Here is a 21,452-nt window from a genome sequence, read left to right on the forward strand (position 1 = left end):
GTAAACATTCATGGAAAACATTAACTTGACCCTTATTCACTAGATTTACGACCATAATAATGTAACTCAATTTCCCTATCGACATTCAAGGGGAAAATTATATGACACAAAATTTACTGTATAGATATTTAATTATTGATTTGGTGTGCCAAGAAAAACGTTTTCCTTTTACGGAAAAGAATTATAAGTTTGATGTCAGTCTTTTGGACAAATAAATTGATTTGTTCAAATACGTTGACTGAGGAGGATTAAACTGTGCCGGACTGGTTAGTAATTGCTTTTCGTACTTTATTGGCCATAGCCGTCCTTTTTTCATGACGAAATTGTTGGGAAAAGGTAAATTTCCCAGCTTTCGTTCTTCGAGTACACTACAGGAATTACAATCGGCAGCTTGGCAGCATATATTTCGTTGGATTTGGAAGAAAATTGGTATCTAGGAATAATTTCTTTGGGGGTATGGGTCGCGGTATCTGTAGCTAAGCTCGCTATTGAGAATGCAGGATTAACACAAGAGCAAATCAATTTCTTTATTGGCGGCGATTTGATGAATCAAATCATCAGTACCAGTTTTGCGCAAGAACGTTAACGATTCCTTATATCGGTATATTCGGGACATGCGTTCAATATGGGAGCCGCGATGGCTCCTGCGGTAGTAGACACGATCCAGGCTCATTTCCGTGATTTTCGGATCGAGCCCGGGTATTACGATCTGATTGTGACAGGCGACCTGCTAAAGTGGGATATGAAATCGCATGTGATTTATTTGAGAAACATAAAGTGCCAATGCGTCAAACGGAATATAAAGATTGTGGAATGATGATTTACGATTACGAAAAACAGATGGTACAGGCTGGAGCTAGCGGTTGCGGATGCTCGGCGGTCGTTACGTATGGCGACCTGGGTGAAACGATTGCGCAACAATGAACTAAACCTGATTCTGGTTGTGGCAACCGGTGCGCTTCTTTCCCGATTACAAGCTTCGGTAATGCCCTTATGCACGGTGCCTTGGAAGAAATAAAAACGAGCGGCTGGATTGGCCTTGTTACAGGCATATTTGAAGTCACTAGTGCGGGCATTTCAGCAGCTATTATCTTTTCATTTTTGGCAGCTTTGTTCGTTAAGCCCAAGGGATAAATCGGTATGTAAACTACTTTTAGCCTCTAGAATAAAGGAGAGAGCAATCGGGCAAAGACTTCTTTCATCTTTTGAATCCTGGAGCGCTTTTCGAATTCCGAAAGCGAAATTTCATAACTTACGCTTAGATCTCGGTAAAAATCTTGTACCAGGCGATCAACGACCTTGCCGTCAAAAAAGACCGCATTAAGTTCAAATTGCTCGCAAAAGCTGCGCATATCCATATTTGCGCTACCGGAGCACGCCAATTGATCGGAAATAATTACTTTGGCATGGATAAACCCTTTTTTATAACAATAAAACCGTACTCCTGCCTACAGCAATTCCTGAACATAAGACAAAGAATCGTTGTAAACAATCTTTTTATCGGGAGTCGACGGTATAATAACCCGAACATCGATACCTCTGCGGACGGCTGTTTTTAGTGCTAGCAAATACTGGGGTCAGGAATGAAATAAGGCGTCTCAATATAAATCCGCTTCTTTGCCGATATGATAAAGGAGAAAATAAACTCCAGGATCGGCTCGTCCGGACCGCTTTTTACGATTTGCACCAATTCTTTCCCTTGACTTTTCTGAATAGGATAATAAAAGGAATCGGTTATGATTTGTTCTTTGGCCAAATACCAATCTGTTAAAAATGTATACTGGATCCATAGCAATGCATCCCCTGTAATGCTGAAATGCGTATCCCTCCAGTAACCGATTTTCGGATTCTTACCAACGTATTCATCCCCTATATTCAAACCGCCGAAAAAACCAATTTTCCCATCAACAACGATAATTTTGCGGTGATTGCGGTAATTGAGCCGTTTATCGAAGAAGGTGATGAATGGAGGGAAAAAGCATCCTGTTTCTATGCCAGTGTCCCGGAGCCGTTTCAAATAGGCTTTTCCCAATCGACGGCTGCCGATCCCATCATATAACAACCGCACTTTAATCCCTTCTTGTGCTTTTCGAATCAACAACCGCTCGAATTGGGAACCAAGATGGTCGTCGCGGATAATGTAAAATTCAATGTGGATATGGTGCATAGCTGCGGCAATTGCTTCCAACATCGCTTCGAATGCTTGTTTCCCTTCGGAATAGATCGTCGTTTCATTGTAAGCCGTAATAGGAATGGTCGGCATCTTTATGAGCGATGCATGTTCGTCATGATCTCGCCGATTGTTTTCCTCATTCATAGCTTTCGTTATTCGTTGTTTGCACCGATCAATGAGGTCAGCCTTAAATTGTGTCCACTGCCTGTTTTTTTTTTCACCGAGTGTACGGTGACAAGAGTATTCTTTCGCCACAAAATAATACAGGATGAAACCGAGCAGGGGAAAGAGGAATAAGATTATAAGCCATACTATCGCTTTGTTCGATCGGCGATATTCCACAATGATGATGGCTGCAATTTGGACGATAAACAACAAGAGCGCTAAAATGATCCAAAGCAATGGTTACGTCTAACCTCCTTGTCCAAGAGATTCGGGTACTTAAGTGTTCTTTGTATAGAGTGACAAATCTATACGCAAGATACTACTAAGATTTTTTGGATAAAGGAGCAGTGAGGATGGAAAGGAATAGGCAACGATCAGATGCTTAATCATTGGCATTGACGTTGGTTCGACGACCGTCAAAGCAACCGTTGTTGATTCGGCAACCAATGTAATTTTGTGGTCGGATTATCAATCTCACCATACTAAGCAGGCGGAGAATGTTCTGGAATTTCTGGTCGATGGAGCTGTTCGATAACGAGATGCAAGAGAAGGGCCGCTCGATTCTGGATCAGGTGGAGCAAGACAATCGTCTCGCCATTCTGTTGATCGGCCGCCCCTATCACTCCGATCCGGGCTTAAATCATGGCGTACTGGAGGAGTTTCAGGTGCTGGGTTATCCCGTGTTGTCCATGCGCTCCATCCTCAAAGATGAAGCATGACTTCAACGGTTTTTCAAGAGCAACCTACAGAGCGGGCGAGTGGAATATGCTCTCGAAATGACCGACGTCTGGCCTGAAAACTTTAGTTCAAACAACATGCAGAAGGTGTGGGCAATTTCCACGCTCCATCCAACCCAATATAGCCGTCTTAGACCTGTCCAGCTTCAAGTGAGGTCAAGATAATCCCACCTACGATTGATCGACTCATATCATCTCAACCGTGGGCATGCCATATTCGGCTTTGCACGATATCGATACGAACAAACCTAGCGGTTCGATTAAAATACGCGTTAAGACGTATGCGCACAGCCTGGGCCTCCATGAAGAACGTTTACAGGATTTGGCCAAGAAAAAGGCGGAATTGCAGCATCTTAGAAGCGTTCCGAGTTGTTTGAAAAAAACATCTAAGAATAACCCCATACAGTGATATGGAGTGAAACGAGTTATGGTAATGGAGAAAAAGAATCTTGAGGTCGAGCTCCGCTTGTTTCAGGAAGAACAGGAGAAGGCGCCCGGTATGCCTTCGGGATTTTTCAACTGGCTTTCCTTTCGAAAAAGGGAGTTGGAAAATGTAAATCAAAGTTGATCGATCTCGTGAAATAGGGAAGAGGCATGTCAGGCAATGAGTCTCTTCCCGTCAAATCAGGCATTTCAAGGAGGGGGAGTTCGATGGGCGCGAGAAAAAAAAGTGCCATTATGCTCGTTTTATGTCTAAGTTTGCTTGTAACTGCTGGCTGCAGGACGGAGTCCGGCGAACGGACAAATCAATTGAAGACCAAGTCAAATATCACATCAAATCAATCTGCCAAACCTGTCGTATTGATCCTGATTGATTCTTTAATGGACAAGTCTCTGCAAAAAGCGATTAAAGAGGGCCGTGTACCCGCAATGCAGTATCTGCTCAATAAGGGGCAATATTTCCAGAAAGTCGTGAGTTCATTCCCTACGATGTCTGTGACGATTGACAGTTCATTATTAACAGGAACGTATGCAGACCAGCACCAAGTGCCTGGACTTGTTTGGTATAGCGGCAAAGAAAAACGCATGATTTACTATGGTAACGGTGCCAAGGAAGCGTTTAAAATTGATCAACTGCAAGTACTGATGGATGCCGTTTATCAGATAAATCAGGTTCAATTGAACAAAAAAACGAAAACTATACATGAAGAGTTAGCTGAAAAAGGTAAAGACTCCGCATCGGTTAATGCTATCGTTTTTAGAGGGAAGACGGAGCATATCTTAAATGTGCCGCAGTGGATTGCTTTCAGTACGCGTTTGCCGGAACATATTAACGTAACGGGACCGAAATGGTTGTCCTATGCGGCGCTTGCGCAGCAAGATCCAAAGAATGATGGGAATGCTCGACCATGGAAAAAATTCGGCATGAATGATGAATTTTCCGCGCAAGAGCTCGCATTTCTTGTTAAACAAAATAAACTTCCGAATGTAACTATTGCTTACTTTCCGGAAAATGATAACACCCTTCATAGAAAAGGCCCTACCGAGTTGGAGGGAATCGAGAAAGCCGATCAAGCGCTGCAGGACGTGCTTAACGCTTACGGTTCATGGGAGCAAGCTTTGAAGAAAGCGGTATGGATCGTCATGGGAGACAGTGCGCAAAGCTATGTATACGATGATCGCGAAAGATCCATTGTTGATTTAAGGCCACTGTTGAACCGTTACCGTATAGCAAAAATAAATCAATCCATAGGGACCGATGATCAGATCGTGATTTCCGCTAACGAACGAATGGCCTATGTGTATGCAATAGATTCAAAGATTAAATTATCGGACATCGTGAAGCTTTTGAAAAACGAGGATAAGCTCGATATCATCGCTATTAAAGACGAGAAAAATATTCATGTTACTACAGGAAAGAGCGATAAAATGTTTTCTTATTGTCCCGGCGGAAAATATGTGGATGAATATGGTCAATCGTGGTCGTTATCAGGTGACCCTGAACTTGCGGATATTACGATTACGAGCAATCGGATCAAATATGGAAAGTATCCTGACGTACTTGCGAGATTATACGGAGCTATGCATTCCCATGAGGGAAGATATGTTGTCGTTACGGTGCAGCCTGGTCATGAAGTCATTGGCGAAAGTTCCCCTACCCACGTCGGTGGGGGCGCCCATGGTTCGCTGCATGAATTGGATTCCCTCGTTCCATTAATCGTATCCGGAACGAATACCCGGCCGAAGACACTGCGAATAATCGATATCAAAGACTGGATTCTGAAGTTGGCGGAATGAATCCAAAGGAAAAGTAAATACCAGAACAATATTGGAAATTTCATTAATTGTTAAAACGAGGTCCGATCTATAGAAGAGACCCCAATAAGCGAATGGGATCTATTATGTAAATGTCGCATGAGAAGATATCCCCTGGCGCTGATGAAGCGTAAATTCCCTCTGCCAGCGTGTAATGTTTAGGAAAATAGACCCGTTACACGTAAGTCTATATATTGAAACTGAAACACTCCTCTTAATTCGAGGCCACTGAAAAAGTTCTTTCTAGATCATACATTTAAGGAGTCAGTCGTAACTACGGAGAATATTTGGACTTCCGGCCGCTGTTGTCTCCAGATTTCCTGAATTGTACCGCTGTTAGCGGTTAAAATCCGGAGACAAAGGCGGTCGCTATCGCTCCTCCAGTTCCAAATTTCCCCTTCGCTACGCCCCTCTAATGTTTTTAAGTTCAAGTTATAAAGGCCCCTTTTGGAGGCCCATGAAAACTCCATTCCAGGACACCCATCCTCGATCTTTTCGAGGATGGGTGTCCTGTTTTGCTGTATAATGATTGTATTAATTTCAGGTGGTGACTCGGATGATTTCAAACCAACAATCCCTTAACCTCAGTCCATTTATGGCGATTTACGATATCGTCGTACCTAAAGATAATATGCTACGACAAATAAATGACCTCGTAGATTTTTCTTTTGTTCATGAAGAATTACAGAATAAATATTGCCTAGATAATGGTCGCAATGCCGTGCCTCCTATTCGTATGTTCAAGTATTTATTACTAAAATCGATTTTCGATTTATCCGATGTGGATGTCGTAGAACGTTCTAAATATGACATGTCGCTCAAATACTTCTTAGATATGGCGCCTGAAGACGAGGTCATCAATCCTAGTTCACTCACGAAGTTTCGTAAACTTCGGTTGAAAGATGTGAACCTGCTCGACATGCTGATTCAAAAAACGGTGGAAATTGCATTGGAAAAAGAAATCATTAAAAGCCGCGCAATTATTGTGGATGCTACCCACACGAAATCACGATTCAATCAGCAATCACCCAAAGAAATATTGATGGAGAAGTCTAAGCTGTTGCGCAAGGCCGTTTATCAAATCAATGAAAACATGAAAGATAAATTCCCGCCAAAAACAACTACAAACGAATTAGTGGATGAACTGGACTATTGCCAAAAAGTAATTGACGCCGTGGAAAAAGAAGAAAGTATCCGCGAATATCCAAAGGTAAAGGAAAAGTTGAACTACTTAAAGGAAATCGTAGAAGATCACGTGGAGCACCTTCAATTTTCTAATGATCCAGATGCACGTGTGGGTCACAAAACAGCCGACTCTTCTTTTTTTGGCTATAAAACACATATTGCAATGAATGAAGAACGTATTATTACAGCTGCCGTAGTTACAACAGGTGAAAAAAGTGATGGGAAACAACTCCAAATACTAATCGAAAAAAGTCGCAAAACGGGCATGGATATCGATACAGTCATTGGCGACACAGCCTATTCTGAGAAAGAAAATATTCAGTATGCCAAACAAAATGAATTGCAACTCATATCCAAATTACATCCGCAGATTACTCAGGGTACTCGTAAAAAAGAAGATGAATTTGAGTTTAATAAAGATGCAGGGATGTACGTTTGTAAAGCAGGGCATATGGCAATTCGTAGGGCACGTACGGGGAGAAAGAATGTAGGAAAAAATCAAAAGGATACTTATTATTTTGATATCGATAAGTGTAAGCAATGCCCCTACAAAGAAGGATGTTATAAAGAGGGAGCACAATCAAAAACCTATTCAGTGAGCATCAAATCCACGGAGCATAGTGAGCAGCAAACTTTCCAAGAAAGTGAATATTTTAAAGAGAAGGCAAGAGAACGTTATAAAATTGAAGCAAAGAATAGTGAACTAAAACACAGACATGGGTATGATGTGGCATCTTCCTCCGGTCTCGTCGGCATGCACATGCAAGGAGCAATGGCTATATTTGCAGTAAATCTCAAAAGAATATTGACGCTATTAAAGTAAAGAGCATGAAGAATACATAAAATAAAGGCGAATTCTCACTCAGAATGGAGGGGAATTCGCCTTTAGCTGTTTAAGCTCATTTTACAGATTCTTAAAACACACGTTTTTCAGTGGCCTCCTTAATTCAGGGGAGTGTTTTTAGATATGAAAGGTGGATGAACAGTAGATTACAAATGTGGAAGGCGGATAATATTAGGGCTTCATCAGCATTGATAATATTTATGTTTAATTTACAAACAAAATCGATGGTGTTGGATGCGTGTAAGAAAGCCAATTTTACACTTGTTCGCACATTCAAAACTGCATAAGGAGTGATAATAAATGGATAGCTGTTGTCAAACATCCACCGAAAAGCCAACAACACCTACTCAATGCCCTGTTTGTCATCAAAAGGGCAAAAGTATTCAATTGATTACGCTCAAGGCATTACTTCAACCAACAGCGTTAGAAACCATTCGCCCTGAATTGACTTACGCTTTTTGCACGAATTCGTCTTGCGAGGTTGTCTATTTTAGCGGTGTGCAGACATTTGGCAAAGATATCTCATCTACTCCTATATAGAGGATAACTTCGTAGTCCGATGGCTATTTTCTCTTGACCGGTATGATAAACAACATTATTGTTTTTGCACTTTAATAGTTCTCTAGTTGCTTCATCAGGATCTTGAATCGCTCGTACTAAAGCAACTTCATCAACGAACTGAATGTTATCTTCGGTATGAGAGTCAAGAATTTCAAGTAAGACGTATTGATCAGGGTATATCGTACGAACTTCTTGCCATTGCATCATGATCACACCCTTATAGTATTTTGGACAATTCCTGTTCGAGCTCTTCGATAATCATTGAATCTGGTACATATAGATGCTGAGGCATTGTAATACAAAAGTAACGGGTAGGAGCCGAATGCTCCTACCCGTTTACTTTTATTATCTGGCAATGACCGTGAAATCGTATTATTGAATTTTCACTTTGTGGTTTTCGTTTACAGGGGTTTTTACATACAGAACTTTCTCTCTCGAATCGAAATAGTAACCACTTTCCTGTTTGTTCAATTCTTCTGCACTGCCGGCTTTGGCATATTTGTTATTAGCCGCTTGCACTTTATTCGGTTCTTTAGCATTATGCAGTTTAAGCGTGTAGGACTTAATATCGGATGCATACTTTTGAGTCTTTTTGTCCTGCTCGAACTCGATGTGGTTACCTTTCTTCTCCACATGGAATTCTGTGACATTATATTCGCCTTGTTTGTAATCCAACGTCTCAGCATCGTCCTCGTAGAAGCTGTAGCTGGCTTTACCGTTCAGGTAAGTGTCAAGAATCAGGTTTTCCAGCTTCTTCTCATCCGTGTGCTGCTCTACTTCCTGACGAGGGATGATCGAATTATTTTTCACGAAAATAGGTAGTGTTCCAAGATCAGCTTTAACTGAAATGGTCTGGTTACCGTCAAACTCTTTTCCTGTCCAGTAATCCACCCATGTCTGGCCTGCCGGCAGGTACACTTCACGGCTCGTTTGACCTTCTTGTACGACAGGTGCAAGCATGAGTGAATCACCGAACATGTACTGATCTTCAATGTTGTAGGTTTTCGCATCATCCTGGAACTGGTAAACAAGCGGTTGCTGAACCGGTTGACCGTTTTTGGCTGATTTATTGAATTGATTGTACAAGTACGGCATCAGCTCGTAGCGCATCGAAATGTATTTGCGGCTGATATCTTCGACCTCTTTGCCGAATTCCCAGGGCTCCTGTCCGCTTCCGAGTCCTGATTTCGCGCTATTGTCATAGTGGTCTCGGGCAAATGGCAGGAAGGCACCGACCTCGATCCATCTTGCGAACAGTTCAGGCGTCGGAACATTGCCCGGCGATTTCGCAAAGCCGCCGATATCATTGCCGACAAACGGAACCCCGGACAAACCGACGTTGGCATTCATCGGAATCGACATTTGCAAATGCTCCCAGTTACTTACGTTGTCCCCGGTCCAGAGCGCCGCGTAGCGCTGCGTTCCAGCGTACATGTCGCGGGTTAACACGAACGGACGGGTATTCGGTTTATTTTTCAGAGCACCGTTATAAGTTGCTTGCGCTTCATCATGTCCATAAAGATTGTGGTATTCCGTATGCAGTTTCTTCTCTCCATTGTCGCCTTCAAACACGGTATCCAGCGGCATCGTATGGAATGGGCCGTCAAAAACAGCAGGTTCGTTCATGTCATTCCAGATACCGTCAACTCCTTCGTTATAAAGGGTACCCAGATTGTCAGCCCACCAGTTGCGGACATCCTTCTTCAGGAAGTTCGGGAAAGCGGATTTACCCGGCCACACTTCACCGATGAAAGTGGAACCGTCCGGATTTTTCGCCCAATAGTTATTTTGGGTTCCTTCTTGGTACATACGGTAGTTTTCGTCCTGCTTGACAGCAGGGTCATTGATTGTAACCGCGTGGAATCCCTGGCCTTTCAGCGTCTTAAGCGCTTGTTTATATTGATCGTTCCAAGTGAACACGCGGTAGCCATCCATGTAGTCGATGTCAAAATGCATCGTATCGAGCGGTATTTGTTTCTCACGGTATTTATTGGCCACATCCACCAGTTCTTCAGGAGTATATCCCCATTTACTTTGATGGAATCCAAGTGACCACATCGGAGGAGTTTCCGATTTTCCTGTAAGCTCAGTATATTGATCGATCACATCACCGATCTCCGGACCGTTGATGAAGTAATAAGTAAGCGTGCCGCCGTTGGCGTAGAAATAGTAATAATCGTCTTTTTCACTGGCCATTTCATAATAGGAGCGATACGTGTTGTCGAAGAAAATACCGTACGCTTTTGTATCTTTCAGACCTATGAAGAATGGAATGGACGTATACAGATATTTTGTATCCTTATTATAGGAATAAGCGTCCGTATTCCACATGCCAAGACTTTTGCCGCGTTTATTCAGCCCTCCTGATTGCTCACCGAATCCATAGAAATTTTCACTGGCATCGGTTTTCTTGAATACATATGGCTTCCCGTCTTCATAGCCAACACCTTGTGCTGCATCCTCGTTTATAACATTTCCCTGATTGTCCAAAAATTTGACACCGAACGGACTTTTATTAATTTTCACTGTAATTTCATTAGTAGATAGAGTGTATTCTTTATCCGTTTCTTCGGTCTTAAATTCAGGTGTTTCCCAATCCTTCTTAGCAATACCTGGGGAGATAAATTCTTCTTCACCGTTTTTCACTACCGAGACTTTCGCCATATCTTCATCGAATAGGCGGATATAGCCTTGGAAGTCGCCCAGGTTTAACTTCACTCCGTTCTCCAAAGCTTCTAACGATTGTACGGATAGTGGCTTAAGATTCTGTTTGTCCAGCGAGGTATCCGCTTCAGGCTGCGTTATCGCAGCAAAAGCCACGTTGGCCGGAAGCGCGACCGCGACCGTTCCTGTCAGCAGAGTTAGACACATAGCAGCTTGTGCCAGTTTTTTTGACGTGCTCAAAACCTTTAACTTCTTCATCATAATTTCTCTCCCACTCCGATTTAGTTTAGAAAGCAGACATACTCTTTTCAAAGTAAAAACTTCAGTTTCCGGTGCCTACTACAAAGTTAGCAAGTAAAAACGGCATGAACAATGGGGAAAACCTCCTATGGGCTTCCTTAATAAGTTGATTAACAGGAGAGAGAGGGTTCTCATATAGGTAGATCAATCAAAGAAAAACTAGTCCTGACATGGATTTATGCTTGTTCAAGTTTTTTTTTGAGGATTAAATTTGAAGTTAATCATTACCAAAAAATATGTATATATATGGTTAAATGTAGTTCTATAGGGCTACGGGTTAGACATTTCAAAAAGTACATGATGTGAAGATCAACCTTTTTTATTATTGAATTTCGTAAATTAAGACACTTCAACCGACTAATTTTGGAATTATTGTATGGTTTTATTAAAATCAAACTTTGACTTATCAAATTTTAGGTGAAAATAGGAGGGGGGAATATATTATGCCTTTATGAAAATATAAAACACTTTATTGTTTGGGAACGATTACATATACGTGTTAGCAAAGAAAAATGTGAGATGGCTTATCATAATTGTTACTTGAGACATTTGATTGTAGAGCTGTTTTTCGGATAATGTTAAGAAACTATGGATAGGAGTGAGAGAAATGAGAAGTTGCAGAATGATGCGGCTGGTCGCGGCTCTTGCGTTCAGCGGAGTTATATTGATGATACCGACTTGTGGGAATGCTGCTGACAACGTTGCTGATTTTCGAAAGGATGTCCATATTCAAAGAGGTCCACTGCTCGAGGAGCTGTCTACGGATAAGGCGGCTTATAAACCTGGAGAGGATATTCAGTTTAAATTGAAGCTAAAGAAGTCTGTCCGCAGAGGAACGTTCCATATCCGTTATTTGCACATGGACCGGATCATAAAGGAAGAAAGACTGAAAGCGGAAGGCGATCAATTGACTTGGAACTGGAGACCGCCTGGGGACGAAGGGAGAGGCTACTTGGCCGAAGTGTTCTATGAGCAAGACGGTAAGACGGCCGATCACATGAATATTGCTGTGGACGTTTCCTCCGACTGGGGAAAATTTCCCCGCTATGGTTACTTGGCAGATTTCCCGGCCATGAATCAGGACGAGATGTCCCGAGTCATCGAACGTTTAAACCGGTTCCATATCAATGGCATCCAGTTCTACGACTGGCAATATAAGCATCAAGAGCCTATTCCCTTCCAAGACGGCAAGCCTGTGCGGGAATGGAAAGATATTGCTAACCGTTCTGTAGCGTTCGATACGGTAAAGGGCTATATCCACCTGTCTCACAATCGCAACATGAAGGCAATGAACTACAACTTGCTGTTCGGGGCTTATGCCGATGCGGAAAAAGACGGTGTGAAGCAGGAGTGGGGATTATTCAAGGACCCAATCCATATGGATCAGGATAAACACCCACTTCCGAAAGAATGGGCAAGCGATATTTATATGTATGATCCCTCTAATACGGAATGGCAGAACTACTTGATCGACAAGGAACTCAAGACGTTTGAGGCACTACCCTTTGATGGTTGGCATGTGGACCAGTTGGGAGACAGGGGCGCACTTTGGACCTATGACGGCAAAAGCATCAACATGGCTGAGACTTATCCTGCATTCCTGAATAAATCCAAAGAGAGGCTGGATGTGGATTATGTTATGAACGCAGTTGGCCAATACGGTCAGGAATTCATTGCCCGTGAAGCTCCCGTCAAGTTTCTGTATACCGAGGTGTGGGGTAATCACCCGGGTTATCAGAATTTGAAAGAAGTGATTGAGGAAAATTCAAAGTACAGCGGGAACCAGCTAAACACGGTATTGGCCGCTTATATGAATTATCATTTTTCCGATTCACCAGGCGAGTTCAATACACCGGGGATCCTGCTGACGGATGCGGTGATTTTCGCTTCCGGAGGATCTCATCTGGAGCTTGGAGAAAACATGCTGTCCAAAGAATATTTCCCTCATAAGAATCTAAGCCTGTCTCCGGATTTGGAAGAACAGCTGATCCACTATTACGATTTTCTGGTAGCTTATCAGAATCTGCTGCGGGATCACACGGAAGATTCCATACTGAAAGCCGAGGGAATGGGAGAGCCAGCCTTTTCGGATCAAGCCGAGCAAGGTAAAGTGTGGTCCTTCACGAAACGGAAGGATGGTAAAGACATCTTTCATTTCATTAATTTCACAGATGCTTCCACTATGGATTGGAATGATGACAACGGAAAGCAGGCGGAGCAGACAGAGAGGCTGAATGTTAAGGTTTCTGTGAAAATGGAAAAACCGGTTGCCAAAGTATGGTTCGCTTCCCCTGATTATAACAAGGGCTCACCGCAATCTTTAGCGTTCTCGCAGCGGGACGGCATATTGCAATGGGAGCTGCCCAAGCTGAAATATTGGGACATGGCGGTTGTGGAGTATAAGGAGTAGAGGGCTCATTTCCTGCAAATGACATTGGTATTGCATCTTTCATCGTGTACACTCTTAGGAAGAAACAAAATAGGAGGTACTATGTTTCGAAAATTCAGAATATCAAATCGCTTCACGACTAAAATCATACTGATCCTCCTGCTCGTTATTTTAATCCCGATCATTTTTACCAGCTGGTCCTTCTATTGGGTAGCCGACTCCATCCTGAAGAAAAACGTACGGGAGTCCACCCTTCAAATCGCCGAGCAAACGGCGGAGTCGCTCTCTTTTATTTTAAACGTAGGAGTAGATACCTCCGATTTTATTTCCAGCGATCCAAACATTCAACGCGCTGCTTTGCAAGTAAACAGCAGTCATTCGTACGAAGAAAACAGGAATTCTCAATATATTAATACTTTACTGAACAACTATGTCTATTCTAATTCCTTCGTCAAAATCGTTTATTTATTGAAAGAGGAGGGGAGAGGGTGGGGCAGTGGTACCTTTTCCGACTCTGGACTTAAGCAGTTACGTCTTTCAGATATGGAATGGGTGAAAGACGTCAAAAGAAAAGACGGAGAACTGGTTTGGCAGGGCCTTCAGTATGACCATTTCAGCGGAGGCGGTGTCAATACGGACCTGGTTTTGCCTGTCGGAAGGGTTCTGAAGGATTTTGATACCATGCGTAATATCGGACTGGTGCAGGTTCAGTTGGACGGGCAGTCGATTCTGAATACGATCCGGCAGCCGGAACTCGGGGATACGGGAAAGTTTTTCGTTGTGGATTCCAAAGGGAGACTCATGATCGATTCCAACCTCGAAATGATTAACCAGAAAGTGAAGAATCCCGACTTGTATCAAAGGATTGTGAGCGATGACGCAGTGGAATTTGAGTTTGACATGAAAGGGGTGCCTTATTACGGGGTTAAGCAGCTGCTGAGCAACGGTTGGATGATTGTAGGGACTGTTCCGGTCGATGAAATCAGCGGACAGCTGGAAAATCTCCAGACCTGGATATTGTTGTCTTCCGTAGTTTTCTCCATGATTGCTATCGGTATTGGGCTTTTCATAGCAGGATGGGTGACCAAACCCGTAAAACAACTTACCCAAAGTATGCTTCACGTTCAACAAGGAGACCTAAACGTAAGGGCGGTCGTTCGAACCTCTGATGAAATCGGCTTTTTGAGCAAGCAGTTTAATAAAATGCTGCAGAAAATCGGGAATTTAATGCAGCAGGTGGAGGATGAACAAAGCGAGAAGCACCATGCTGAACTTCGGGTTGTCATGCACCGGGTTCATCCCCACTTTCTTTATAATACGCTCAGCACACTGCGGTGGCTTATTGATTCTGGCCAGAACGACCGGGCATCTCAAGTTTTGCACGCGCTAAACCATTTGCTCGAGGCTAACATGGGCAAAAGCGGGAGTATGATACCGGTGGAAGAGGAACTGGATATCATCCGGAAGTACTTGATCATTTTGGAGCTTCGCTACGAGAAAACATTTGATCTGGAGCTGGACGTTGAACCGGGTTCTGAGAAGTTTATGATTCCCCGCATGCTGCTGCAGCCATTGGTGGAAAACGCCATATTTCATGGGATCGTACCCAAAAATACAGGTGGCCGGATCTCGATAAGAATTCGTACGTGTAGAGGAGACTTGGAATTTCTCGTAGAAGATGATGGTTTAGGCATTGGGGATGAAAAGCTAAAAGCATTGAACGACCCGGGGACTGCTATTGAAAATGGAGAAGTTGGCATCGGTCTGCGCCACATCTATGACTCATTGCGGCTTTATTATGCCCGAAATTGGGAATGGTCTATCGTAAGCAGAACCGGCCAAGGAACCGCAGTACGCATTTTGTTAAAAAAACTTGTGGAATCGGCATCTGAGAACTAGCAGATCAGGGGGGAATATCATGTATAGAGTTCTTATTGTAGACGACGAGCCTGTCATCCGCAACGGTATCAGTGCGTTTATCGATTGGGAAAAGGAAGGGATGACGGTTGAAGACCATTACGCTAACGGTGAGGAGGCATTGTCTGCTTTAGAAAGTCTTTCCTTCGATATTCTTATCACAGATATCAAAATGCCTTTGCTGAATGGCATTCAACTGATGAAACAAGCGTTGGCGCTATGCCCTTGGCTAAAGGTGATCCTCATCAGCAATTATAGTGACTTTGAATACGTAAAAGAAGGACTTAAGCTGGGCGCCGTCGATTATTTGTTAAAGCTGACCTTGAAGGGGGAAGACCTTCTTGCCGTCCTTCACCGTAGTATTTCCATGCTGGAGGAAGAAAGGAGAAGGGATTCTGAATGGAATCATTACCAACAAGGGGCTCTCTATCTGGACCGAAAGCGTGTCGAACAGGAAATTAAAAGATACATCGTCCAAGAACAGACCTTTCCTGAGTCTACCGTTTGGGCTCCGGCATGGCTGGAGGATTCCTATACCTGTGTTCATCTTATGCTGGATGCCGCTGAGGAATGGAGAGAAAATTACGGATATTTGTATGTGCAGCTGCTGCTTGAGGAACTGCAGGAAGCGTTTTATTTGCAGATAAGGGAAGGATGCGCACTGCTGGTGTCCGAAAGCAGCCTGTTTGTCATCTTTCCGGATCTCGAAGGGGAGGTTGAACAACAGCTCGGCCATTGGAAGCGGCAGCTCGAAGCGAAATGGGAAATTTCGACGTCGGTCGGCTTCGTCAAAGAGCAAGGAGTGAGCCGAATTCTTAAGGGATATGCCGAGAGCAGTTTGACCTGCCAAAGACGATTTTTTGAAGGGCTGGGCGGCTTGTATCGAGGGAGCCGATCGGAAACCAATCCTGTTCAAACGTTAACAGATGGAGAACTAAATCATGATTGGGCTCCCTTCTTTGAGATGATTCATAACGGTGATCCGGCTTCATCCGCGGTTGATTTTGCGCTTGAACGCTGGAAGAGCGGGATCTTGAACCCGGGAGAAGTACAGCTAGAGGCGTACACCCTGCTTACAGGCGCTTATCAGCCGCATGAAGACGCAGGAACCCTACTCTCTGAACGGTATGAACTGCTTTCCAAGACAGAAACATTGGAACAACTGGCATCATTCATGATTTGTGAGCTGGAGGAGATGGGCAAGTCTTTTATTCCTAAATTGTCCGATAACGGTTACAGCGGGCAGCTAATCACGAAGGCGCTGGAATATATAGCAGCCCATTATACCGAGAACTTGACGCTCCAAAGCGTAGCGGATATCGTTCATCTCAGTAAAAGTTATTTCAGCCATTTATTCAAAAAACAAACCGAACGAAACTTTATCGATTATCTGATCGAGCTGCGGATTCGGGAAGCGAAGCGGTTGCTTACGCAAAATGACTGCCGGATTTACGATGTAGCCGGAGCCGTGGGATTTAAAGACGTAAAATATTTCAGCAAGGTGTTCAAAAAAATAACAGGACTTACTCCAGTAGAATATAGGGAAAGCATGAAATGACAGTTCCCGCACACCGATTAAGAAAGGAGAATTACCTAGTGGCCATCCGGTGGATATCCTTTTTACTGACTCTAGTGTTAACGGCCGGGTGTGGGAGTCCGTCCGTAATCTCGGATTCAAATAATGTTCAAACGCTCCACGGAAAGGATACAACCGTTATTACCTTCTGGCATACCTATAACGATGCAGAAACCCGGCTGTTAGTGCAAGAATTGATTCCGGCTTTTGAGCGCAAGAACCCGGGCATTCGGGTCAATTACATTAACTTAGCCAACAATAATGAACTAAAGTACAATTTGATTGGACGGGCCTCCTCCAATCGTGGTCCGGATGTGGTACGAATGGACATCTCTTGGGTGCCAGAGTTCTCACATAAAGGGCTCCTTGAACCATTAAACGGGTTCCCGGGATTCGAACTTCTGCAGCAAGCGTTTCACCATAAGGACATGAGCGTTGGTTTTTATAAGAATCAATATTACTCCCTGCCGCTTAATTTATATACCAAGTCGGCCATTTTTAACCGGGAGCTTCTGGAGCGGGCGGGATATTCAGAACCTCCACGCACCATGGATGAAGTTCTGGAGCTTGCTTGTACGCATCACTTCACAATTGGCTTGGGGGGATTGGAGGCTTGGGATACACTTCCGTACCTTTTCAGCCTTGGAGGCTCGTTTATGGATGAGAATTCCACCAGGGCTTCCGGATTTTTGAACAGCAAAGCCACCATCCGGGCGGTAGAGAAGCTGGTTGGTCTTTATAAGGAAGACCTGATTCATCTTTCTACGGTGACCCTAAACGGCGATAACTGGAGGGAAGTACGGAACGGAAACATGATTTTAACGGACGAAGCGCCGTGGTTTTACAGATTGTTAAAAGACTCGGAAATCAAACAAGCACTTCAGCAGACCGTACCTGTACCTTTTCCAAAGGGGAATGGCCCGTCTTCGATTATTGGCGGCGAAAACTTAGTCATTATGAAGGGCAGCAAACATCCTGCGGAAGCGTGGGCTTTTATGAAATGGATGACAGGAAAGGAAGCTCAGCTGACCATGGCACGAGCCGGTTTAATCCCGACTAACAAGGAGGCGGTTAAAGCGCTGAGTCTAGACAAGGATTTTTACCTTTACCCATACGTGGAAGCTATGGATGATACCTTTCTGAGGCCGACTGTGAAAAACTGGAGCAGAATCGATGAAGTGTATACCTTGTACCTGCATAAAATATTTATGGGTGAACTGCCCGTTAAGGTTGGATTAGATCGTGCGGCGGCTGAAATAGACAAACTATTGGAAGATTCTGATTGACATATCTTATTGAAAGCACAGGATCTTAATGTGCATGAAGAGGAACGAATTGGGGACGAAAGATATCATCAAAGAGCAAATGGTAACCAAACAGAATAATACTCAAAAGTAGAAAACCCTTGTAAATCAAGCTTTAGCCCACTGAGTTCAATGGGAACCAAATTAACTATGTTCCCGCATACAACACATGTGGAGTGCGTAGTAAGGATATATCGGGAAGATTTAATAATTTAAAATGAGGGGCTTCCTTAAGAGGAGGTTCTTTTTTTGTGCACATTTCAATTACTATGTATTAAATTGGTGGGAATTGGTATGGTTAATGTAGTGGAATTCAGATTTTAACGGTTTTGAGAGATTACTTAGATCATAACATTTCAGTTTGATAGGGAAGTAAATTTCAAATCTTGTTTCATATAATGACGAGCAAAGTGATGAATATTTTGAAGAGACAATTTCAAAGAGTTAAGAAAAATCCTAGATTTGATTAAAGTGAATACTTCATTCAATATAAAGAAGGCCAAAGCGTTTTGCTTGATTTAGTAGATGAGAAATTATATCCGAAGTAATTGAATATAATGGAATACTACATTACATGAAATTAAAACGACATCGATTTAGTCGTGAGTGTCGCTCATGTTGGCGGCGTCGATCCAGAAGCCAGTCTGACAACGATTGAGATGCGGAGAGTGATTGTCAAAGAGTCACTGCGTCTATTGAAGATTGATAATGTTCGCTTAGATGGTAATTATGCTCGAATTGAAGGTGCCCTTGGCGAGTATGGCGTACATTTGGGCAGCGGCATGGTTTATAGACAAGCTACAGGAGCTATGCATATCATTCCTGTACATTCACAGCATAGAGGTCGTATATTCTTACCCTTTATTGATGAAGATCCGAAGACAGCAGAAATTCTCTCTAAGATCGTGTTGTTGGCCGAGGATAAGAAGATTAAAGATCCACAGATTCTAATGCAATTGCAATCATAAATAAGCTCTCACACCACTTCTATTACGGCATGAGTGTGAGAAACCTATTTGTTCATTTTAAAAGGATAGCCCGTAATTATGGGTTATCCTTTTACCATATTCAGAAGGGAATTCTATTATTGCGTTATGACATTGAAATTACTTGCACATCTTATTTGACACTTCACGAACAAAAGCTACGGATCAAGTCGTTTTTGATAGATTATTTTGGCACAGCTCACTTCTTCCTTGTTGAAACGGGCTTTGCTATAACAGCCGTACAAGAGGAAATAACTTTTTTTGAGTGGATAAATACAGGTAGACTGAATCGAACGACTAAAGAATTGTTTCTTTTTGAATGGGCGGAGCAAGAGAGATGGAGTGGGCATTTCCTATTGAAATGCAGTATTTTCAATCATTTGGATAATAGCAGGGGTAAGCAATTCGAGAGAATCGTCTTGCAAATGAAAGAACATATGGGACATCCAACCTTAACATTTCATATCGATCAAAAAGGAAAATATATCGAGGTACGGCAATTTCATCATCGTGCTGATGGGAAAATTGGCTATGATTTTCTTCCTTATGCAGAAGATGAGCACGGACGTTGGCGTAAAAATTTGGGTGTTGGCTTATGGATATATCGTGTGGATTTTCATTTATTATATGAAGGAATCAAGTTGGTATATCCGCGCAAGGGGACAGGCTTTGAGTATTTTGATGATACTGGTATGAATTTTATTAGTAAGCCGGAATGGAAAATGATCCTGATGCATTGGACGCAACTTGCTATCCATAACCCATCTAGTGCTGAATTTATAGATTATGTAAGTCGGTGGGTGATAGCAACGCTAGAGCATGTGGATGAAATTGCGATTGAAGGGAATTTGTAATAAGTTATAAAAATGATATCCATTGTTGTAGAAGAACAGATGGAGAGGGTAAATTTATATAATGGGGGTAAGGTATGGGCAAAAAGAGCGAAAAATATTCAATTAGTAAAATTGATATTTTCTTAGGTGACTTAAAAGGATTTAAGTATCCCCAATATACAATCCAAATTAATGATATAAGTTTGAATGATTATTTGAATCTTCACACCAAAAGTAGTGATTTTGATTTACTACTTCCGCCTATTGCAATGTTTAACAATGAAGACCAACAAAAGGCAATTCATCTAATTGATTTTAGAAATGTGACTATGCCATTATTAATATGCAGTGATGACATGGATTTTTTTTGCACAATAGTTTCAGCGTATGTTGTTGAACATGACGATATTGTGCTATGGAAGTATTTTGGATATGGGTTAGAGATATCTACAAGTATTCATGTACCTGCTTTGGCTTTTGATAAAATTGGGTACGCAGCATTTATTAATAAATTTAAAACGTTTGCATTAGAGAATTATGGTGCTAGCTCGATTGGGCGACCCTCTTAAGCTTGCTAAAGCTTGTCAAAACGAATGTATGATGGAGAAAGGCTTGAATAAATCCTTGAAAGACGTTTTGCTTATGTTGAGATTTTATTGCATGACAGGTCTTATGAGATTTATGGTTATTCCGGTGTTGGTTAACTATTCAGAAGAAAATTGAGAAACGCTAGGTTACTTGTATTTAGTATGATCTATGTGTTTGTTATTGTATTATGGATAATAGAATGACTGCCTCAATAGGTATTTATAATATAGAACATAGGAGGATTGAATGTCCTGGAGCAAATTGAAGCAACATCTGGAGAGTTTTCTCTGTCCTGCATTATATGGAAGGGTTGAATACCGTGCAACCGGCTATCATTATTTACCAGATAAAGCAGGACTTTGTTATATTGCGGTAGATAAAAAGAATGTACTCAATATGAGTGATAAAACTACCTTAATCAGATGGTATCAGACGGAGCTGGAAATTAAGAATGATTCAGATATCCAAATTCCTATCAGCAATGAAGAAATTGAAGCTGTCAGAAAAGATACCAAGGGAATAGTTCCGGATGATCGTCTAAAAGTAATTGCAAGAAGTAGAAAAATATCAGAATATGCAAAGGAGCTTTTGTTAGCACAGTTATCATTAAGTAAATCAAATTTTAGCGTTGTAGCTAATAAATTTTTATCCATTTCTATAGAGGAAAGCATGGAGAGCAATGATATCTTATTGAATATTCTAGCTTTGGTGGACAGACGAGTTGGAAAAAAGCGAATTTTAAACATGACCGAGAAAATGAAGTTAAAGCATCCAATTGTGCAGTATTTTTATGAACTACGGCTTAGTACCTTATGAAATAAAAGCCCAAGGGTATTGGGTTGAGCGCTTTTCCTGAATTGTGGACTTATAATTCAAGAAAAGGATCAAGAAACATATAAAACTCGTCGAACGATGATGTAATATAGGCTGTAAAGCCTGTAACATCAAGGGTTTCCCGCAAGGGAAACGTCGTT

At 42.3% G+C, this 21,452-nt stretch carries 14 protein-coding genes and 3 pseudogenes; 13 read left to right on the forward strand and 4 right to left on the reverse strand.

Going from position 1 to position 21,452, the window contains the following annotated elements; all coding sequences use genetic code 11:
- Positions 1-255 precede the first annotated feature (255 nt).
- Together MHH52_RS05110 and MHH52_RS05115 are read left to right on the forward strand one after the other, a co-directional pair.
- A pseudogene (locus tag MHH52_RS05110) lies at positions 256-1,018 on the forward strand (hypothetical protein).
- Positions 958-1,134, forward strand: a pseudogene (locus MHH52_RS05115) (SpoVA/SpoVAEb family sporulation membrane protein); the annotation flags it as partial. The pseudogenes MHH52_RS05110 and MHH52_RS05115, both read left to right, overlap by 61 nt.
- A 26-nt stretch (positions 1,135-1,160) precedes the next feature.
- Here the strand turns inward: MHH52_RS05115 and MHH52_RS05120 are convergent.
- Complete coding sequence (locus MHH52_RS05120) at positions 1,161-1,412, reverse strand: phospholipase D-like domain-containing protein (protein ID WP_340009498.1); 252 nt, start codon at positions 1,410-1,412, stop codon at positions 1,161-1,163.
- A 149-nt stretch (positions 1,413-1,561) separates the two neighbouring features.
- Entirely contained in the window at positions 1,562-2,575 is a 1,014-nt protein-coding gene (gene cls, locus MHH52_RS05125) for a cardiolipin synthase (RefSeq protein ID WP_340007044.1), read from the reverse strand.
- A gap of 260 nt (positions 2,576-2,835) precedes the next feature.
- On the opposite strand from cls, the gene MHH52_RS05130 reads away from it, so the two are divergent.
- The 3 genes from MHH52_RS05130 to MHH52_RS05140 all read left to right on the forward strand — a co-directional run bounded on the left by MHH52_RS05130 (position 2,836) and on the right by MHH52_RS05140 (position 7,339).
- Positions 2,836-3,057 (forward strand): acyl-CoA dehydratase activase-related protein, encoded by a 222-nt coding sequence (locus MHH52_RS05130; protein WP_340007045.1) that lies wholly within the window; start codon positions 2,836-2,838, stop codon positions 3,055-3,057.
- 669 nt (positions 3,058-3,726) lie between these two features.
- Positions 3,727-5,313 (forward strand): alkaline phosphatase family protein, encoded by a 1,587-nt coding sequence (locus MHH52_RS05135; RefSeq protein WP_340007046.1) that lies wholly within the window; start codon positions 3,727-3,729, stop codon positions 5,311-5,313.
- A gap of 574 nt (positions 5,314-5,887) precedes the next feature.
- A complete protein-coding gene (locus MHH52_RS05140) occupies positions 5,888-7,339 on the forward strand; it encodes an IS1182 family transposase (protein ID WP_340006552.1) in 1,452 nt (483 codons plus the stop codon).
- 543 nt (positions 7,340-7,882) lie between these two features.
- On the opposite strand, the gene MHH52_RS05145 is transcribed toward MHH52_RS05140, so the two are convergent.
- Positions 7,883-8,128: a hypothetical protein gene (locus tag MHH52_RS05145; RefSeq protein ID WP_340007047.1), complete on the reverse strand. Its 246-nt coding sequence runs from the start codon at positions 8,126-8,128 to the stop codon at positions 7,883-7,885.
- Between the two features lie 165 nt (positions 8,129-8,293).
- A complete protein-coding gene (locus MHH52_RS05150; protein WP_340007049.1) occupies positions 8,294-10,846 on the reverse strand; it encodes a glycoside hydrolase family 31 protein in 2,553 nt (850 codons plus the stop codon).
- A 646-nt stretch (positions 10,847-11,492) separates the two neighbouring features.
- Here MHH52_RS05150 and MHH52_RS05155 point away from each other — a divergent pair.
- The 8 genes and pseudogenes from MHH52_RS05155 (at position 11,493) to MHH52_RS05190 (ending at position 21,294) form a co-directional block, all read left to right on the forward strand.
- Positions 11,493-13,295 (forward strand): glycoside hydrolase family 66 protein, encoded by a 1,803-nt coding sequence (locus MHH52_RS05155; protein ID WP_340007051.1) that lies wholly within the window; start codon positions 11,493-11,495, stop codon positions 13,293-13,295.
- A gap of 81 nt (positions 13,296-13,376) precedes the next feature.
- On the forward strand, positions 13,377-15,173 hold the full coding sequence (locus tag MHH52_RS05160) for a sensor histidine kinase (protein ID WP_340007052.1): 1,797 nt from the start codon (positions 13,377-13,379) through the stop codon (positions 15,171-15,173).
- A 19-nt stretch (positions 15,174-15,192) separates the two neighbouring features.
- Positions 15,193-16,749 carry a response regulator gene (locus MHH52_RS05165; RefSeq protein ID WP_340007053.1) on the forward strand — a complete coding sequence of 519 codons (1,557 nt, stop codon included), beginning with the start codon at positions 15,193-15,195 and terminating at the stop codon, positions 16,747-16,749.
- A 38-nt stretch (positions 16,750-16,787) separates the two neighbouring features.
- Positions 16,788-18,053: an extracellular solute-binding protein gene (locus MHH52_RS05170; protein WP_340007054.1), complete on the forward strand. Its 1,266-nt coding sequence runs from the start codon at positions 16,788-16,790 to the stop codon at positions 18,051-18,053.
- A 605-nt stretch (positions 18,054-18,658) separates the two neighbouring features.
- Positions 18,659-19,039: pseudogene (locus tag MHH52_RS05175) on the forward strand (hypothetical protein); the annotation flags it as partial.
- Positions 19,040-19,068: 29 nt separating this feature from the next.
- On the forward strand, positions 19,069-19,911 hold the full coding sequence (locus MHH52_RS05180) for a hypothetical protein (RefSeq protein WP_340007055.1): 843 nt from the start codon (positions 19,069-19,071) through the stop codon (positions 19,909-19,911).
- Between the two features lie 74 nt (positions 19,912-19,985).
- Complete coding sequence (locus MHH52_RS05185) at positions 19,986-20,459, forward strand: hypothetical protein (RefSeq protein WP_340007056.1); 474 nt, start codon at positions 19,986-19,988, stop codon at positions 20,457-20,459.
- Between the two features lie 265 nt (positions 20,460-20,724).
- On the forward strand, positions 20,725-21,294 hold the full coding sequence (locus MHH52_RS05190) for a hypothetical protein (protein ID WP_340007057.1): 570 nt from the start codon (positions 20,725-20,727) through the stop codon (positions 21,292-21,294).
- Positions 21,295-21,452 lie beyond the last annotated feature (158 nt).

Origin of the sequence: Paenibacillus sp. FSL K6-0276 (assembly GCF_037977235.1) — a bacterium.
Taxonomy (GTDB): Bacteria; Bacillota; Bacilli; order Paenibacillales; family Paenibacillaceae; genus Paenibacillus_AQ.

What these genes read in the sequence shown, in the direction of transcription:
- MHH52_RS05130 (WP_340007045.1), top strand. Translation starts at nt 2,836, where the DNA reads ATGTTCTGGAATTTCTGGTCGATGGAGCTGTTCGATAACGAGATGCAA.
- MHH52_RS05135 (WP_340007046.1), top strand. Translation starts at nt 3,727, where the DNA reads ATGGGCGCGAGAAAAAAAAGTGCCATTATGCTCGTTTTATGTCTAAGT.
- MHH52_RS05140 (WP_340006552.1), top strand. Translation starts at nt 5,888, where the DNA reads ATGATTTCAAACCAACAATCCCTTAACCTCAGTCCATTTATGGCGATT.
- MHH52_RS05145 (WP_340007047.1), bottom strand. Translation starts at nt 8,128, where the DNA reads ATGATGCAATGGCAAGAAGTTCGTACGATATACCCTGATCAATACGTC.
- MHH52_RS05150 (WP_340007049.1), bottom strand. Translation starts at nt 10,846, where the DNA reads ATGATGAAGAAGTTAAAGGTTTTGAGCACGTCAAAAAAACTGGCACAA.
- MHH52_RS05155 (WP_340007051.1), top strand. Translation starts at nt 11,493, where the DNA reads ATGAGAAGTTGCAGAATGATGCGGCTGGTCGCGGCTCTTGCGTTCAGC.
- MHH52_RS05160 (WP_340007052.1), top strand. Translation starts at nt 13,377, where the DNA reads ATGTTTCGAAAATTCAGAATATCAAATCGCTTCACGACTAAAATCATA.
- MHH52_RS05165 (WP_340007053.1), top strand. Translation starts at nt 15,193, where the DNA reads ATGTATAGAGTTCTTATTGTAGACGACGAGCCTGTCATCCGCAACGGT.
- MHH52_RS05180 (WP_340007055.1), top strand. Translation starts at nt 19,069, where the DNA reads ATGAGTGTGAGAAACCTATTTGTTCATTTTAAAAGGATAGCCCGTAAT.
- MHH52_RS05185 (WP_340007056.1), top strand. Translation starts at nt 19,986, where the DNA reads ATGGGCAAAAAGAGCGAAAAATATTCAATTAGTAAAATTGATATTTTC.
- MHH52_RS05190 (WP_340007057.1), top strand. Translation starts at nt 20,725, where the DNA reads ATGTCCTGGAGCAAATTGAAGCAACATCTGGAGAGTTTTCTCTGTCCT.